The 15,528-nt window shown below is 43.1% G+C and carries 16 protein-coding genes and 2 pseudogenes; 10 read left to right on the forward strand and 8 right to left on the reverse strand.

Annotated elements, in window-relative coordinates; all coding sequences use genetic code 11:
* The first annotated feature begins 8 nt into the window (after positions 1–8).
* Complete coding sequence (gene adhP / locus LCY76_RS07485; RefSeq protein WP_248252114.1) at positions 9–1,019, forward strand: alcohol dehydrogenase AdhP; 1,011 nt, start codon at positions 9–11, stop codon at positions 1,017–1,019.
* 109 nt (positions 1,020–1,128) lie between these two features.
* The gene (locus LCY76_RS07490; protein ID WP_248252115.1) at positions 1,129–1,317 is read left to right on the forward strand and encodes a hypothetical protein; all 189 of its coding nucleotides are present in this window, start codon (positions 1,129–1,131) and stop codon (positions 1,315–1,317) included.
* A 99-nt stretch (positions 1,318–1,416) separates the two neighbouring features.
* On the opposite strand, the gene comJ is transcribed toward LCY76_RS07490, so the two are convergent.
* Positions 1,417–1,812, reverse strand: coding sequence for a competence protein ComJ (comJ, locus tag LCY76_RS07495; protein WP_248252116.1), 396 nt, complete (start codon positions 1,810–1,812; stop codon positions 1,417–1,419).
* A gap of 46 nt (positions 1,813–1,858) precedes the next feature.
* A pseudogene (locus LCY76_RS07500) lies at positions 1,859–2,089 on the reverse strand (sporulation protein); the annotation flags it as partial.
* Between the two features lie 165 nt (positions 2,090–2,254).
* Between LCY76_RS07500 and LCY76_RS07505 the strand changes: the two are divergent.
* The 5 genes and pseudogenes from LCY76_RS07505 (at position 2,255) to LCY76_RS07525 (ending at position 6,010) form a co-directional block, all read left to right on the forward strand.
* Positions 2,255–2,791: a DUF1697 domain-containing protein gene (locus tag LCY76_RS07505; RefSeq protein WP_248252117.1), complete on the forward strand. Its 537-nt coding sequence runs from the start codon at positions 2,255–2,257 to the stop codon at positions 2,789–2,791.
* A 36-nt stretch (positions 2,792–2,827) separates the two neighbouring features.
* Entirely contained in the window at positions 2,828–3,256 is a 429-nt protein-coding gene (locus LCY76_RS07510) for a GNAT family N-acetyltransferase (RefSeq protein ID WP_248252118.1), read from the forward strand.
* Positions 3,257–3,267: 11 nt separating this feature from the next.
* Positions 3,268–3,774 (forward strand): GNAT family N-acetyltransferase, encoded by a 507-nt coding sequence (locus tag LCY76_RS07515; protein ID WP_248252119.1) that lies wholly within the window; start codon positions 3,268–3,270, stop codon positions 3,772–3,774.
* A 106-nt stretch (positions 3,775–3,880) separates the two neighbouring features.
* Positions 3,881–4,774, forward strand: a complete 894-nt coding sequence (locus tag LCY76_RS07520) for a LysR family transcriptional regulator (RefSeq protein ID WP_248252120.1) — start codon at positions 3,881–3,883, stop codon at positions 4,772–4,774.
* Positions 4,775–4,864: 90 nt separating this feature from the next.
* A pseudogene (locus LCY76_RS07525) lies at positions 4,865–6,010 on the forward strand (iron-containing alcohol dehydrogenase).
* A gap of 281 nt (positions 6,011–6,291) precedes the next feature.
* Here LCY76_RS07525 and LCY76_RS07530 read toward each other — a convergent pair.
* On the reverse strand, positions 6,292–6,828 hold the full coding sequence (locus LCY76_RS07530) for a DinB family protein (RefSeq protein ID WP_248252121.1): 537 nt from the start codon (positions 6,826–6,828) through the stop codon (positions 6,292–6,294).
* A gap of 211 nt (positions 6,829–7,039) precedes the next feature.
* Here LCY76_RS07530 and LCY76_RS07535 point away from each other — a divergent pair, with 211 nt between their 5' ends.
* Complete coding sequence (locus LCY76_RS07535; RefSeq protein ID WP_248252122.1) at positions 7,040–7,663, forward strand: CatB-related O-acetyltransferase; 624 nt, start codon at positions 7,040–7,042, stop codon at positions 7,661–7,663.
* A 107-nt stretch (positions 7,664–7,770) separates the two neighbouring features.
* Here LCY76_RS07535 and LCY76_RS07540 read toward each other — a convergent pair whose 3' ends face one another.
* Entirely contained in the window at positions 7,771–8,673 is a 903-nt protein-coding gene (locus LCY76_RS07540; RefSeq protein ID WP_248252123.1) for a DMT family transporter, read from the reverse strand.
* A 154-nt stretch (positions 8,674–8,827) separates the two neighbouring features.
* On the opposite strand from LCY76_RS07540, the gene LCY76_RS07545 reads away from it, so the two are divergent.
* Both LCY76_RS07545 and LCY76_RS07550 read left to right on the forward strand, forming a co-directional pair.
* Complete coding sequence (locus tag LCY76_RS07545; protein WP_248252124.1) at positions 8,828–9,403, forward strand: GNAT family N-acetyltransferase; 576 nt, start codon at positions 8,828–8,830, stop codon at positions 9,401–9,403.
* Between the two features lie 157 nt (positions 9,404–9,560).
* Complete coding sequence (locus tag LCY76_RS07550) at positions 9,561–10,886, forward strand: GntP family permease (RefSeq protein ID WP_091006004.1); 1,326 nt, start codon at positions 9,561–9,563, stop codon at positions 10,884–10,886.
* Positions 10,887–10,939: 53 nt separating this feature from the next.
* Here LCY76_RS07550 and LCY76_RS07555 read toward each other — a convergent pair whose 3' ends face one another.
* The 4 genes from LCY76_RS07555 to LCY76_RS07570 all read right to left on the reverse strand — a co-directional run bounded on the left by LCY76_RS07555 (position 10,940) and on the right by LCY76_RS07570 (position 15,352).
* A complete protein-coding gene (locus LCY76_RS07555) occupies positions 10,940–12,844 on the reverse strand; it encodes an FtsX-like permease family protein (RefSeq protein ID WP_248252125.1) in 1,905 nt (634 codons plus the stop codon).
* Positions 12,819–13,589, reverse strand: a complete 771-nt coding sequence (locus LCY76_RS07560) for an ABC transporter ATP-binding protein (protein WP_248252126.1) — start codon at positions 13,587–13,589, stop codon at positions 12,819–12,821. The genes LCY76_RS07555 and LCY76_RS07560 overlap by 26 nt, the downstream gene beginning before the upstream one ends.
* A gap of 96 nt (positions 13,590–13,685) precedes the next feature.
* A complete protein-coding gene (locus LCY76_RS07565; protein ID WP_248252127.1) occupies positions 13,686–14,657 on the reverse strand; it encodes a sensor histidine kinase in 972 nt (323 codons plus the stop codon).
* Entirely contained in the window at positions 14,654–15,352 is a 699-nt protein-coding gene (locus LCY76_RS07570) for a response regulator transcription factor (protein WP_248252128.1), read from the reverse strand. Before LCY76_RS07570 ends, LCY76_RS07565 begins: the two co-directional genes overlap by 4 nt.
* Positions 15,353–15,528: the final 176 nt, after the last annotated feature.

The following is a 15,528-nucleotide window of genomic DNA, read 5'->3' on the forward strand; positions in this document are numbered from 1 at the left end:
GAATTCTAATGAAAGCTGCTGTAGTAAATGAATTTAAACAATCCTTAGAAGTAAAAGATATGCCACCCGTAATCGAACACGGGGAAGTTCTTGTTAAGATTAAAGCATGCGGCGTCTGTCATACCGATCTGCATGCCGCTCATGGCGACTGGCCTGTTAAGCCGAAGCTGCCTCTTATTCCGGGCCATGAGGGTGTTGGTGTGATTGAACAAGTAGGCCCTGGCGTTCACCATCTGAAAGTTGGAGATCGTGTAGGTATTCCATGGCTGTATTCAGCATGCGGACATTGTGAGTATTGTTTGAGCGGTCAGGAAACACTCTGTAAAGATCAGAAGAATGCCGGTTATTCAGTAGATGGCGGTTATGCTCAATATTGCAAAGCAGATGCTGATTATGTGATTAAAGTACCAGAATCTTTATCTTTTGAAGAAGTTGCACCCATTTTTTGTGCAGGTGTTACCACCTATAAAGCTTTAAAAGTAAGTGAAGCTAAACCTGGTGATTGGGTAGCGATATTCGGAGTCGGGGGTCTTGGCCATGTAGCCGTCCAATATGCTAAAGCCATGGGATTTCATATTGTGGCAGTGGATACGAGCGATGATAAATTAGAACTTGCAAAGGATTTAGGAGCTGAACTTACTGTAAATGCAGTTAAAGAGGATACTGCAGCCATCATTCAAAAACAACTGGAAGGTGTCAAGGCCTCTATTTGTACCGCTGTATCGAAAACGGCCTTTAGCCAAGCCTATCAGTCTGTTAAACGAGGAGGAACTCTCGTTGCGGTTGGCCTTCCGCCGGAAGAATTGCCGATTCCTATTTTTGATACAGTCTTAAATGGAGTTAAAGTGGTCGGTTCCATCGTTGGAACACGCAAAGATCTTCAAGAAGCGCTGCAATTTGCAGCAGAGGGAAAAGTTAAAACCATGATTGAAGTACAGCCGCTTGAAAAAATCAATGAAGTTTTTGAGCGAATGGAAAACGGAACGATTAATGGCAGAATCGTTCTAAAAATAGATTGATTGTAAAGAGGGCAGATTTAAAGTCTGTCCTCTTTTTCTTTTTACGTACTGAAAAGCTCAAAGTAGGAATTCTGCTAAGAGACCGAATACAAAAGAAAAGCGGGGAGGGATGAGGCCGGATGGTGTTACAAGAGGAAGACTTGCAAAGAATAGAGCAGGGATCTTGATCTCAACCGTCGACCTGAACCAGGAGTACTATGATTCTACTAAAGCATGGCGGGATAACGCCATGAATCACAAGTTTCACAGCGGAACACTTGTCAATGATCCCCGAAGTGCAAACAGAAAGGAACTTTGAAAGCTTTTTTTATATTCGTACTGCATTGTTTTTCAGTTTATTTTTCCAAATGCAAAAAAGGCAGTGCGCATAGCACTCCCTTCCTCACCTCATTTCGTTTTAATTTGGTACAAATTGCAGTTCATAGCGCACTTTATACAGGCCGTTCGCTTTCGGCTGCCCCAGTGGAACGGTATCAGCATAGAGTGTATATTCACCAGGTTCAACGGTGAATTCCAAGCTGTTGGCACCAACGCTTGATACCATAATTCCTTCAGCTTCAACCTTGAAAGGAAGAGAAAACGTGCGCGTGGAATTCACGTTTTTGTCATAATGAAGAGGTGAAGAGACAGCAATCTCACATTTGTAGTCCGACACTGCCTCGAAAGAAATGACTCCGTCCCTCAGGATGTAGCCACGTTTGATATCGGCATCTGTCCAGTCTAAAAAGGGTTTTTTGATCCCTTTGTTGTATACAATTAATTGGGAATAGGAAACGGTTAGCTCACTTATCAAATCGGTGTGCCTCCTTTTGAAAAGTTAAACGCTCTTCATGTTTATCTTATTGAACGATGAACAAAACCTTAGTTCCATCAGGATAGTCTTCTAGCTGGTTGCCAACCCAAGAACCTGCCCCACGATTATCGGATGGAGTTACATAACGGATGTCTGCCCCGTATCCGTCTTCTTCGCACATCGCCATAGGCCACTCATCTCGATCGTAGCCCAGCTTGGTAGGAATGCCTTTAAGCGACTCTTCTCTGCGCTGATCGGCACCCCCGTTACTTATTGTACTCTTAAATAATAGTGCTATATCATTAAATTGGTTTTACTGGAATGTTAAGGGATTTTATCGGTTAATAGAACCATTGTAGAATTGATGCTTTTTTTAATGAGAAACTAGGAAAGCAACCCTAAGCTGATTCTTCATTTAAATAAAGCAAAAGGAGGAAGAGCTATGAAAACCTATATTGCATGGCTGAGGGGAATTAATGTAGGCGGCCATAAAAAGATAAAGATGGAAACTTTGCGTGGACTTTTGGAATCGATGGGGCTTCAAAAGGTTAAAACATACATTCAGAGCGGGAATGTCATTTTGCAAGCTGATGAAGAAGAAAGGATGCTTCAGAAAAAAATAGAAGACAAAATTCTTGAGGAATTCGGTTTTGACGTAACCGTCATGCTGAGAACTCAGCATGAGTTAGAGGAAGCAATCTCATCGGTTCCCTTTGATCTCAATAAATTAAAAGAGGGTGAAACGATACACGTCATTTTCTTTCCGGAAGAGCCAGCGGAATCAGCGATTGAAATACTGAAGCCTTATAAAAATGAGGACCTGGATTTTGTGGTCAGGAACCGGGAACTTTATCTTTTATACCGTAAAAGCCTTAGAGACATAAAATTTCCTGTTCAGAAATTGAAGAGTCCCGGCACAATGAGAAATTGGAACACCGTCAATAAGATGGCAGCCTTGGGGAAAGCCATCGACGAATAGAAAGAAGAGATGAATCAATAGAGAGGAAGAAGAAATATGTTATTGAGAGAAGCCGAGAAGAAGGATATCCCTGAACTTGCAGATTTGATGGGAGAACTGGGGTATCCGACAGAAACAAAAGCGATGGAGGAGCGGTTTGCTAAAATCGCAGTTCATCCTGATTACCACACAATTGTAGCAGAAAAAGACGCAGAACTTGTTGGGATGATCGGAATGTTTAGAGGCCTTTCCTATGAAAAAGACGAACCGTCCATACGAATTATTGCGTTGGTTGTTAAAGAAGAGGTTCGTAATCAAAAGATCGGCCAGCAGCTGCTCGAACAGGCAGAAGAATGGGCAAGCCGACAGGGCGTTCGAAAGCTGGCTGTGAATACCGGAAAACGGAGAGTGGAGTCCCATCTCTTTTATAAAAACAGAGGTTTTGAAGAGACAGGGGCAGGGTTTTACAAATCGCTGGAAAAATAGGAGGAGTTCAAATGGAAGTCAGAGAACTGGCAGCAGCGGACGCTGAGGAATATTGGACACTAAGGCTGGAGGCATTGATGCTTTCTCCAGAGGCATTTGCAACGAGTTATGAGGAAGCGGTTAAGCGGAAGAATCCGATTGAACGAGTAAAAGAAAATTTCAATGCTGATGGGAGCCATACATTCGGCGCCTTTTTAGACGGAGACATGGTCGGCATCGTCACCCTCATACAAGAAAGCTATAGGAAAATGAGCCATAAAGCCAATATCTTTGCCATGTATGTGACCTCCCGCAGCAGAGGAAAAGGTACAGGAAAAGCCTTAATGGAAGCTGCGATCCAAAAAGCAAAGGATATGGGAGAAATCGAGAAGATCAACCTGACCGTCGTTTCTAGCAACGAACGCGCAAAAAAGCTGTATACCAGCTTAGGCTTTGCATCGTATGGAACGGAAAAAAGGGCAATGCAGGTCGACGGGGTTTTTTATGATGAGGACCATATGGAACTTTTTGTGAAATAACGGTAATCTAAGCTGCTGACCATCTCAACTCTTTTCTGCAAAAGACTAGTCCTCCTGCTTCCATGGTAAAATAACGGAAGATGAGAAGATGGCGACGGAGGTTTTTATGGATTTAAACTATTTTTATACGTTTAAGGAAGTGGCGAAGTGGGGCAGCTTTACCCGGGCTGGTCAGGAACTGGGCTACGCGCAATCAAGTGTAACCACCCAGGTTAAAAAACTGGAAGACCAATACAAAGTAAGGCTCTTTGAGCGTTCCGGACAAAAGATGGTGCTCACCCAATCAGGGGAGGATCTGCTTTTTTATGTGGACAAAATCCTCAGCCTGCTTGAAGAAGCGAGCGAGCGCCTGACCGATGAAAGAAACCTGCGAGGCAGTATACGGATTGGAACGGTGGAATCATTGGCGGCTTATTTTATTACCCCTTACATCAAAGCGCTAAAGGATCAGCATCCATCACTAAAAATTATGCTTGAAGCTGGACTCTGTCCAAACCTCGTTCAAGGTATTCTTGAAGGAAAGTTTGATATTGCCGTATTGCTTGACCGAATTCAGTCGTCAAACGACCTGGAGGTTATTCCGATCAGAAAAGAGCAGATGGTTATGGTAGCCTCACCAAAGCATGAATGGAGCACTCAAAACAGTGTAGCGGCCGATGATTTAAAACACGAGACCATCATTCTGACAGAAGAGGGATGCCCGTACAGAACGCTTCTTGAACAGCTCCTTGCCGAACATAGCATACAGCCTCAATCCGTGATTTCTTTCAGCAGCCTGGAAGCCATTAAGCAGTGTGTAGCTGATGACCTGGGTGTAGCCCTTGTACCTGAAATCGCAGTCCAAAAGGAATTGGCTTCTGGAAAACTGCAAAGGATTCCATTTGAAGATGAAAGCATCCATCTCTATTCTCAGATCATCTACAGCAAGAAAAAATATCTTTCCACACCAATAAGGCAGTTTATTGAACTCGTTAACGACACAGATCATCAAAATAATTGATAATGACTATTAAAAATTCTCCATACCTCTCGCTGGTTTCTTTCTGATAAAGTGAGAAGGAAACCAATAAATAGAGGTGCAGATAAAAATATGAAAACATTCGTTCAGTATAATCCAACGAAACTTTTTTTGGGAAAGGACAAATCAGCCAGCTTTTCCAAGAGCTTGATAAATTAGGCAGCTCAGTAAAAGTACTCGTCGTTTATGGCGGAGTATGAGGTGATGAATGAATTAAAACGTGCAAAAGCTCAAGTCTTTGAACTGTCAGGCGTAGAACCGAACCCGCGTTTATCAACCGTCCATAAAGGCGTAGACATCTGTAAAGAAGAAAAAATTGACTTGCTGCTTGCAGTAGGCGGAGGCAGTGTCATTGATTGCACAAAAGCCATCGCGATTGGTGCAAAGTATGATGGTGATACTTGGGATCTGATCACCCGCAAAGCAGAGATTAAGGATGCATTGCCGATCGGTACAGTCTTAACACTTGCGGCAACAGGTTCAGAAATGAACTCGACATCAGTGATTACGAACTGGGATACGAAGGATAAGCTTGGCTGGTCGTCGCCTCAGGTTCATCCTGTGTTTTCGATTCTAGATCCAGTTTATACCTTTTCTGTTCCGCGCGACCAGACGGTTTACGGCATCGTGGACAGCATGTCTCACGCGCTTGAAAGCTATTTCCACCGTACAAAAAATTCACCGATGATTGACGGCTTTATCGAATCCTTACTTCGTACCGCCATTCAAACTGGTCCAAAGCTTTTGGAGGACATGCAGTCGTTTGACCACCGGGAAACGATGATGTATTTAAGCACAACCGCTTTCAATGATACGCTCTTGAACGGGACAGATGGAGGGGACTGGGCCACACACAGGATCGAGCATGCGGTTTCTGCTCTATATGACATTCCGCATGGCGGCGGTTTGGCCATCCTTTTCCCGAACTGGCTGGAGCATGTGCTGGAGGAAGATCCATCGCGTGTGAAGCAGCTTGCGGTTAATGTTTTTGGAATGGATCCTTCCGGCAAGACCGACAGTGAACTGGCTAAAGAAGGCGCAAAAGCGCTCCGAGATTTCTGGAACTCGCTTGGTGCACCAAGTACGCTTCGTGACTATGGCATAGACGACAGCCAATTTGACAGCATCGTCGAAAAAACGTTTATCAAACCTGGATTGGGCACTTATAAAGAGCTCGATCCTGAATCTGTGATGGATATTTTGAGAAAATCACTTTAATAAAGGCTGTTTTCGTAACCTTTGTTGCTCTTAGGAGGGGTTGATTTCCGTTTCAGGATGCTCGCTTTCCGCGGGGCGTGCGGTGAGCCTCCTCGGCGTACGCGCCTGTGGGTCTCACCTGTCCCGCTTCTCCCGCAGGAGTCTCGCACCTTATACTCCAATCAACTTGTCAATGAAGGCTGTTTACAAAAATGACCCAAAAGCAACAATCTTTTAGAAAAGAGCTTTAATAAAAAACAGGCTCTCATTACCCCCATTAAAGGGGATGAGAGCTTGTTTTCTTATTGCCTCGGAAAATCTTCGCTGCTAAAATAACGTTCCTTTAAAATCCCAAGATGATGTTTCTCATGGCCTGCGATAATGTAAGCAATAGCCCTGACAGTAACGTCTGAACCATTTGCATTCCCTCTTCGGGTCCATGTTTCCTCATCTATGCTTTTTATTAGCAGTATCGTAGACTGGCGGGCATTTTGTGCTTGCTGTAATAACTCAGAAAGCGGCTGTCTGTCAAAGTGGGTCTGTTCCACATAGGCATTTTCATCAAAACCAGGAAGCATCCCTTTATCGCCTCGTGCGATCGAAAGCAGCCGAAACCCCATAATTCGTTCCGTATCCGTCATATGACCGATGACTTCTTTTATGCTCCACTTGTGAGGTCCATATCTAAACAGTCCTTGCTGCTCGGTAAGGTTTTGTACCAACTGCCGCGTTTCTTCAGCCTGTTCTTCTAATAGATTGACGATGTCCTGTTCAGGCAGAGCCTTTATGTATTTCTCGTAATAGGAATTATACTCATTGGTATCTGGTTTGCTTCGCATTGCAATATCCCCCTCTAATCGTTTTATTGTAACTATAATATGAACCTTAAAAAGAATAAACAAAATTGTCTGGCATCAGAATGGAAATTAAAGTTGGAATGGATGTATATGGAATTTAGGGATTATTAAGTTTGGGATGAAAGAGATGGTGATCACAGTGAATTAACCCTCCTGCAAAAGAACAGTCAATACTTTTCAGGAGGGAAAAACAATGGAAAGGAACGTGTTTGAAAGCTGGAGAAAAAGCCATATGATGAAGGCGCATGTAACCAATCCGAATCTTGTAATCGGGGAATATACCTATTATTCTGGTTTTTATCACAAGGAACATTTTCAAGAATATTGTGTTCGATATCTTTCTGAGAAAAAGGGTGAAGACCAGCTGATCATCGGCAAATTCTGTTCGATCGGTTCAGGTGCTCTCTTTATCATGTCAGGAAACCAAGGTCATCGGTACGACTGGACGACAACCTATCCTTTCTTTTATACAGATGATGACTGGGGAGGGAGCTGTGACGGGTACAGACCTTCAGGTGATACAGTAATAGGCAATGACGTGTGGATCGGAACGGAGTCAATGATTATGCCCGGTGTACGAATCGGTGATGGAGCGGTTATTGCGGCGAGGGCAGTGGTTACAAAAGACGTCGGACCTTACACAATCGTTGGCGGAAACCCTGCCAAAGTGATTAAGAAGAGGTTTACTGATACTCAGATTAGTATGTTGATGGAGATGAGATGGTGGGACTGGCCAGAAGAGAAAATAAAGAGATATATGAAGCTCCTCTGTTCTGGGAGAATAGAAGAACTATATAAAGAGCATATACGAGGATAATTGAAAGAGGCACCCGATTAAAAATGGAGTGCCTCTTTTTTGAATTGGTGCGTGTTTGTTAAAGATTGGCGCGTATTTTTCGGGAAGCGGCGCGTATTCCACTTAACTCAAGAAGATTTCTTCAGTTTCACTCCTGCTTTGTTTGTTCTGGGTTTTTTCGATGAGAGATAAACCCCGGCAAAGATGATGAGGAGGCCGATAATCAAGTTGGGGGTAACAGGTTCTCCCAAAAGGACATAACCCCAAATCATAGCGCTGGCGGGGATCAGGTAGGTGACTGTAGCTGCGAACTCAGGGCTTCCGTTTTTATTCAAGTAAAAATAGATAAGCTGGCCCAGACCGGAACCAAAACAACCGAGGCCGATCACGGCAAACAACGGTTTAGGATGAAGAAGTTGCTGGAAATGAACAGGCTCGGTAAAAAGTACGCCGATTAGGCCGACCGCTGCACCAGTCAGTAAGGTGAAAAATGTAATGACGGCAACGCCGACTCCTGACAAATACCTTTTGGTGAGCTGTCCAGAGAGGCCGTAACAGATGGCGGCGAGAAGCATCGTGCCGATGCCTACGAACTGAGTTCCAAACAAATGGCCGAATTGAAAGTCCATAAGAACCAGTATGCCGAAAAATCCAATGAGAATTCCGATCCACTGCTGCTTGTTTAACCTGTAGGAAAACAAAAAGAAACCAATTAAACCGGTCCAGATCGGTGTCGTCGCATTTAGGATGGATGCCGTATTGGACTGGATGACTGTCTCACTTAATGAGATCAGTCCCCAAGCTAGACCGCAGTTGAAAATTCCGGTAATGATCAGCCATTTAATGGGAAGCTTGTTTTTTATCTCTTTTCTCTTGCTCCAAATAACCGGTAAAAGAATAAGTGCTCCCGCCAGTGTCCGTAAAAATACGACTCCCCATACGCCAGCAGGCTCAAGCAGCCATTTCATAAACACGAAAGATAGTCCCCAAATAAGGCTTAAGCCCGCAAGTGCACCATATAAACGAATCATGTTTTTTTTCCTTCTTTCTCATAAACGGTTTCAATTCATTTATCGTAATGCAAAAGACGGAAAAAGGAAAGGTCTCTTTCCTCTTTCCGATTCCAAGAACGTTTGTTACTATAATTTGGAAGAGTTTACAATGAAAAGGTTGGAGCTGAAGAGCATGGTTCGTGTAATAAAACTGGAAGAAATAACAGAAAGGCTTGTGATCAGACCTTATACAACCAATGATTATAGAAATTGGTACAATCAATATTCTCATTGTTATCCAGCGCGCAATAGGTTTGATGAAGGCAAAATCGATTTGTCTGATTATACCGAAGCCTGGTTTGATGAAATGGTAAACAAACACCAGCAATTAATAGATAAGGATGTAGCCTACATCCTCGGTGTGTTCAGAAAAGACGATGGAGCACATGTCGGCGTTATCGATCTATCAACCTTGATGCGGAATGAATTTCAATGGGGAAGGATTGGCTATACGATATTAAATACATACTGGGAGCATGGCTATGGAAAAGAAGCAGTCAAAGCTGTACTGGATATGGCCTTTACCCAGCTAGGATACCACAGGATTGAAGCCCACATTAATATGGACAATACTGCCTCTATAAAATTGGCTGAATCTGTTGGTATGGAATTCGAATGTGTAAGGAGAGATTTTATTTTTGAGTTTGGGGAATGGACCGATCATCTTGTTTATTTTAGGAACGCTAAGCAGCGGCGAACTTTGGCATGATAATGGTAAAAAAGACCATAAGCAAATAGTTGTGCAAACTGTGCAATTTTTTGATAAGATTAAGCGTGTTAAAGTTTAAGTGTTGCTTCTTTCTTGTGAAACAAGCAGCATAATGTTTAATGTAAATGAAAGGGTTTTCTAGAAAGGTGGAACGATTTTGGACGCTTATTTGCTTCTCGTCACGTTACTAGCCATTGTAATCGTTATTCTTGGCGTATCATGGTTAAAGTGGCATGCTTTTATTAGTTTACTTGTGGCCAGTTTATTTCTGGCCATCGCTACAGGATTGTCTCTTGACAAAATTGTAAGCGCCTACGAAACAGGGGTCGGGGGAGTCTTAGGCCATTTAGTCGGTATTCTGGCTCTAGGTACAATTTTAGGAAAAATGATGGCTGAATCAGGTGCTGGAATGCAGGTTGCTGATTTCTTCGTTCGAAAGTTCGGTGTGAAGAAATTGCCATGGGCGATGCTTTTCTCAGGTTTCATCATCGGTATACCTGTATTCTTTGAAGTCGGAATCCTGATCGTATTGCCGCTTGTTATTTCTATTCATAAGACAACAAAACAAAATATCTTATTGATCGCGTTGCCTGTTATTGCAGGATTATCTATCGTGCACGGACTTGTGCCTCCGCACCCTGGAGCATTGACAGCGATTAGCATTTACAAGGCGAACCTGGGTACAGTATTGATCTACTCGCTGATCATCGCTATTCCAGCTGCCATAATTGCAGGACCGCTTTTTGCAAAATGGGTTCATAAACGTGTTGTGCCTCAGGGGGAGCCTGAACTGATCCGCTTCAATACCAATTATAAAAAACTTCCTCATACAGGACTTTCATTCTTTATTATTTTATTGCCTGTCCTATTGATGGTATTGGCAGCAGTTGCACCTTATATGCCTATTTCCAAAGGGGCAGAAAAGATTATGGCGTTTATCGGAAGCCCGATTATTGCCTTGTTGATCGCGGTGTTTGCTGCATTTTATTTCCTTGGTATCCGTCAAGGAATGGACAGGAATATGCTGAAAAAATTCTCTGAAGAAAGTCTGCTTCCTGTTGGCTCCATCATACTCATCATCGGTGCCGGCGGAGGATTCAAGCAAATTCTAATTGACAGCGGTGTAGGGAATACGATTGGGCAGATGTCTCAGCACTTATCACTTTCTCCACTCGTCCTGGCCTTTTTAATTGCGGGTCTGATCCGGATCGCAACAGGGTCCGCAACCGTCGCTTTAACAACAGCGGCGGGAATCGTTTCTCCAATTATTGAACATATGTCTGGCGTTAACCTTGAACTTCTTGTTATTGCAACGGGTGCAGGCTCACTTATGTTCTCTCATGTCAATGATGCCGGATTCTGGATGGTAAAAGAATATCTTGGCTTAACAGTGAATGAAACCTTTAAAACATGGACTGTGCTTGAAACTATTCTGTCCTTCACTGCTTTTGGGGGAGCACTGATACTGAATATGTTTGTATAAGATGGCAAAAAAGCATCGGAATGATTTTCCGATGCTTTTTTTACTGGATTTTTTTAGATCAGTGTTTTTCTTAAGTTGCGCAAATATCGCTGCCTGATGAAAAGAAAGTAGAGCACTTGAGCAACAAGAAAGCCTGCAAGTACAATGGATACCTGTCCAGCAATTGAGAGTGTGAAAAAACTTTGCAGGGCAGAGAAGGCAAACGCACTATGGACGAACGCCACTGCGATCGGAACGAAGAAAAGCAAAGCTAGCTGCCTTGTAACTATGCGGCTGAGTTCTTTGTCCGTCAAACCTACTTTTTTAATGGTTAAATAAAGGCGGGTGTCATAATCGAGATCTGCGTAAAGCCGGAAATACAGGAAACTTCCTGCTGCCACGAAAAAGACGGCACCGATCAGCAAGGCTACAAATAGCAGCGCACTGTACAGCTTCATCATTTGATCAGCCAGTGTTCCGCTTACCGCCATCGTGTATGGTGTCTTTTCGTAATATCTTACAATTCCATCCTTAGCGAGTTCATCTAGCATACCGTTCGTTGCTTCCATACGGGAAGTAAAAAAGCCTGTAAATTCTTGTGTGGATGCTGGTTTAATATTTTTAAAAAGTTCGTCACTGACAACGATTCCCACACTATCAATTAATTCCCTTGGCATGGCGACGTGCTCTGTAGAGACATCTGCATTCACACTAAGTTTTCCTTGCTTAAACATGTACATATGGGGGGAGAACGTTTCAGTGGAAGACGTTTTCATCTTGAGCACCTGTTTGCCGGTGAGCGGCTGCTCGGTGATTTTGCCGCCAGCTTTTTGAATAATAGTTCTATAAGCACTGAAAGACATTACCGGCATGGTCTTGGGTGAAAATCGATCATTGGATGTTTTTACATCCAAGATTTTAAGGGTTGTTCTGTAGGTAGAATACTTGAGCTGCTTTTTCTTCAATTCATCTTTTATTTCATTTAGATTATCATGGTGCAGGGGCTGCTGATCTCTGGCAATATAACTGATTTCAGCGGCATAGTCCTCATTAAATTGCTTTGACAGTATTTTCATCGATGAGAGAGATCCAACAGCACAAAAGGCCACAGTGGAGACGATACAAACCATAAAAAACATTCTGGCATTGTCTTTCAGCCGGTAGGCTAAGCTGGAAATGGTAATGATGTTGGTTTTTTTCCAGAACAGAAAGCGATTTTTCTGAAGTGCTCTCATGATAAAGACGGAAAGCTGCGAGAAGAAAAAGTATGTTCCCACAATGGTCATTGCGATAACAGGCAGCATTCGGATCAACAAGGAATTCAAAGTAGCCGTTCCTGCTAGATAATAGCTTGCAAGCAGCAGAACCGCAGACAACAAAGAGAGGAGAACGGATACTTTAGGTTCCTTCTTCGGCTTTTGACCCGACTGAAACAAGCTGAGAAGCGAGTTTGTCCGGACTAGAAAAGCGGTAAATATTGAGATCACTAGGAAGAGTCCGAGAAATGCCGCGACCGTCAACGCGATCGCTTTCCATGACATGTAGAATGGAAGTGAATGAATATCAAGCAAATGAGCAGCGATCATAAAAAATAATTTAGCAGTCAGGATACCAGCTCCAATTCCAATCAGGATTGCGCCTGAACCGATGATCATGTTTTCCAAAAAGACCATCGTGTTGAGCTGAGTTTTCGTCATACCGTGCATCATCAGAATACCGAATTCCCTTTTTCGTGTTTTAAGGAACGTACTGACGGAGTACAGTACAAAGAAAAAGGCGAAAAAGTACATGACAAATTCGGCGGTGATCATTAATTGAATCGCCAGGCTCTGAGTGATGCCTTTCTTAATGCCTGGGTGAAAGATAAAAAGGGCATAAACAAAGAAAATCATGACAGAAAAGGCACTGCTCAGAAAATAGGCAGCATAGGTTCTTTTGTTGCGAAGCACATTTTTAAAGGCGAACTGTGGAAAGGTCATGGCTGTCACCCCCAAGCAAAGCAAGCATATCAATGATCTTCTGGAAGAACGCCTGACGGTTATCACCACGGTAAATCTCATTATACAGCTGGCCATCCTTAATAAAGATGACTCTATGGCAATAACTTGCGGCAACGGCATCATGTGTGACCATTAACGCGGTGGCTCCTTCATTCTTGTTGATAGCAGAGAGAGTTTCCATCACATCCCGAGACGATTTGGAATCCAGATTTCCTGTCGGCTCATCCGCCAAGATGAGTGAAGGCTCGTGAATGATTGCCCGGGCGATGGCCGTACGCTGCATCTGTCCTCCTGAAATTTCATACGTTCTCTTTTTTAGGATGGAGTCGATTCCTAATTTTTTTGTTACCGCCATCAGTTTTTGTTCCATCTCTTTTACTGGTTCACCATCAAGGGTAAGCGGGAGAACAATGTTTTCTTCCACTGTCAGCGTATCGAGCAAATTAAAGTTTTGAAATACAAAACCTAGCTCGTGGCGCCTGAAGAGTGAGGTTTCTTTACGGTTTAATTGATGAGGATTGCGATTGTTGATGATAACTTCTCCGGACGTCGGAGAGTCAATGGTAGCAATGAGGTTCAGCAGCGTAGTTTTACCGCTGCCTGAAGGTCCCATGATTCCTGCGAATTCTCCTTTTTCAATGGAAAAGTTTATGTTTTCCAATGCTTTATGGGAGGCTTTGCCTTCGTATACTTTGGTTAGGTGTTTTACGTTCAAGATGGGCATCTATATCACTCCTGTCTATTTCTAACTTTATTGTAGCTTGGAGATGTGAGATGCTGCCATGTGGTTATCTTACAAAAAGCTTACAGTTTTGTAAGGTTAGAAGAGAATTCTGACGGTCGTGCCTGAACCGGAAACCGAGTCGATGGAAATCCGATGGCCAAGTCTATCGCAGATCTGCTTGGCAATAAACAGGCCCATTCCTGTAGATTCCTGAAAATGGCGGCCGTTTTCACCCGTAAAATAAGGATCAAACACCCTTGGAAGATCGCTTTTAGGGATTCCTACTCCATGATCGATCACTTCCAATCCCGTTTTTCCATCCTGTATAAAGGAGCGGAAAACTACCTTTTCTCCAGGGATTTCTGTGTAGCGAACCGCATTGGTAATAAGTTGGGTGATGAGGAAAGAAACCCATTTTTCATCAGAGGTAATGCTGCTGCCTTTTTCAATTGCCAGCTCCGGATAAATCCGATTACGAATGAACAGCCGCTTCTGACTGGACGTCACTTTTTTTACAAGTTCTGAAAGATCGAGGGTCTCTGCATAAAAGTCACGGTCAAACGTATCAAGCCGTGCGGTATATAACACCATTTCCAATCCTTTTTTCAGCCGGTCCAATTCGTCTTTCACCGACTGCGAAAATTCATCGTCTCGGTCCTGAACCATAAGGTGAATGACCGACAGCGGCGTTTTCATCTGATGCACCCATTGGTTGATGAACTGAATATGGTGATCAAGCTTATGCTTGTAATTGTAGATGTCCATTTTATAATGCCGGATGAGCTCCTTTTGAAACTGTTCCAGGCTTTCAGGCAAAGGAGCATCCTGCGGGCTGAACTTTAAATCATTCAACGATGATAGGGGTGTAGTTAATTTTTGATAAAAAGAACGGTTGGTTATATATCTGTAAACCAGATATCCACCGAATAGACAGGAACTCAGAAGACACGCATACAGGCTGATTTTCCAGTCGGTATGCCCGTCCAAACGATAGATTAACAGAATGACCAGAAGCTGAAGAATGTAAATCAAAGCAAGCGGCAGTTGTTCACGAATAAAAAGCTTCATCTGCTGCTCCAGTTCGGCATCAGCCGGTATCCCTGTCCGCGGACGGTTTGAATGGCATTCGTGATCTTAAGCTGAGCCAGTTTTTTTCGAACTCTCGTAACATACACATTCAGCGTGTTATCGTCTACAAAGGTTTGGTCGTCCCATATCTTTTCAAGCAGACGGTCACGGCTTACGACATGTTCAGATTTTCTCATCAGCTCATCGAGAATTTTGGCTTCTGTATAGCTAAGTTCTGCCTGCTGTTCTCCGTAACTGATGCATAAGCGTTCAACATCCAGGATGAGATTGTGAACATTAATATTTCGGCCATTTTGATTTGAGGCATAAGTTCCATAGGCTCGTCTGAGCAGACTGTTAATTTTGGCCAGTACGATTTCATAGTCAAAGGGTTTAGTAATATAATCATCGGCTCCGTTTTCGAGCGCCATCACCTGATCCATCTTTCCTTCTCTTGCTGATACGAACAGGACAGGGCATGTGGATACCACGCGAATCTGTCTGCACCAATAGAAGCCATCAAACTTCGGAAGGTTAATATCCAGCAGAACGATATGGGGATCGAACGCTTGAAAATCTGCTGTCACAGCATCAAAATTTTTGACGGCGTACGTTATAAATCCATACTTCTGCAAAAAGTTTTCCAGTAATTCAACAAGGCGGGTGTCATCTTCTACGATAAAGATTTTAAGCATTTGTACTCTCCTTAAGTAATCTATGGTTTAAAGTGTACTAGAAGAAACAAATAATTCCAATACATCTCTGTACCACTGATTTGGGGCGCGAGGAAATTACATCTGCATTAAAAAATAAATTTCCAGGTGGCCAAGGTCTTTGGATTTGTTATAATGTTCATCATATTCTACGTAAA

It is taken from the genome of Fictibacillus marinisediminis, assembly GCF_023149135.1.
Taxonomy (GTDB): Bacteria; Bacillota; Bacilli; order Bacillales; family Fictibacillaceae; genus Fictibacillus_C; species Fictibacillus_C marinisediminis.

What these genes read in the sequence shown, in the direction of transcription:
- adhP (WP_248252114.1), top strand. Translation starts at nt 9, where the DNA reads ATGAAAGCTGCTGTAGTAAATGAATTTAAACAATCCTTAGAAGTAAAA.
- LCY76_RS07490 (WP_248252115.1), top strand. Translation starts at nt 1,129, where the DNA reads ATGAGGCCGGATGGTGTTACAAGAGGAAGACTTGCAAAGAATAGAGCA.
- LCY76_RS07505 (WP_248252117.1), top strand. Translation starts at nt 2,255, where the DNA reads ATGAAAACCTATATTGCATGGCTGAGGGGAATTAATGTAGGCGGCCAT.
- LCY76_RS07510 (WP_248252118.1), top strand. Translation starts at nt 2,828, where the DNA reads ATGTTATTGAGAGAAGCCGAGAAGAAGGATATCCCTGAACTTGCAGAT.
- LCY76_RS07515 (WP_248252119.1), top strand. Translation starts at nt 3,268, where the DNA reads ATGGAAGTCAGAGAACTGGCAGCAGCGGACGCTGAGGAATATTGGACA.
- LCY76_RS07520 (WP_248252120.1), top strand. Translation starts at nt 3,881, where the DNA reads ATGGATTTAAACTATTTTTATACGTTTAAGGAAGTGGCGAAGTGGGGC.
- LCY76_RS07530 (WP_248252121.1), bottom strand. Translation starts at nt 6,828, where the DNA reads ATGCGAAGCAAACCAGATACCAATGAGTATAATTCCTATTACGAGAAA.
- LCY76_RS07535 (WP_248252122.1), top strand. Translation starts at nt 7,040, where the DNA reads ATGGAAAGGAACGTGTTTGAAAGCTGGAGAAAAAGCCATATGATGAAG.
- LCY76_RS07540 (WP_248252123.1), bottom strand. Translation starts at nt 8,673, where the DNA reads ATGATTCGTTTATATGGTGCACTTGCGGGCTTAAGCCTTATTTGGGGA.
- LCY76_RS07545 (WP_248252124.1), top strand. Translation starts at nt 8,828, where the DNA reads ATGGTTCGTGTAATAAAACTGGAAGAAATAACAGAAAGGCTTGTGATC.
- LCY76_RS07555 (WP_248252125.1), bottom strand. Translation starts at nt 12,844, where the DNA reads ATGACCTTTCCACAGTTCGCCTTTAAAAATGTGCTTCGCAACAAAAGA.
- LCY76_RS07560 (WP_248252126.1), bottom strand. Translation starts at nt 13,589, where the DNA reads ATGCCCATCTTGAACGTAAAACACCTAACCAAAGTATACGAAGGCAAA.
- LCY76_RS07565 (WP_248252127.1), bottom strand. Translation starts at nt 14,657, where the DNA reads ATGAAGCTTTTTATTCGTGAACAACTGCCGCTTGCTTTGATTTACATT.
- LCY76_RS07570 (WP_248252128.1), bottom strand. Translation starts at nt 15,352, where the DNA reads ATGCTTAAAATCTTTATCGTAGAAGATGACACCCGCCTTGTTGAATTA.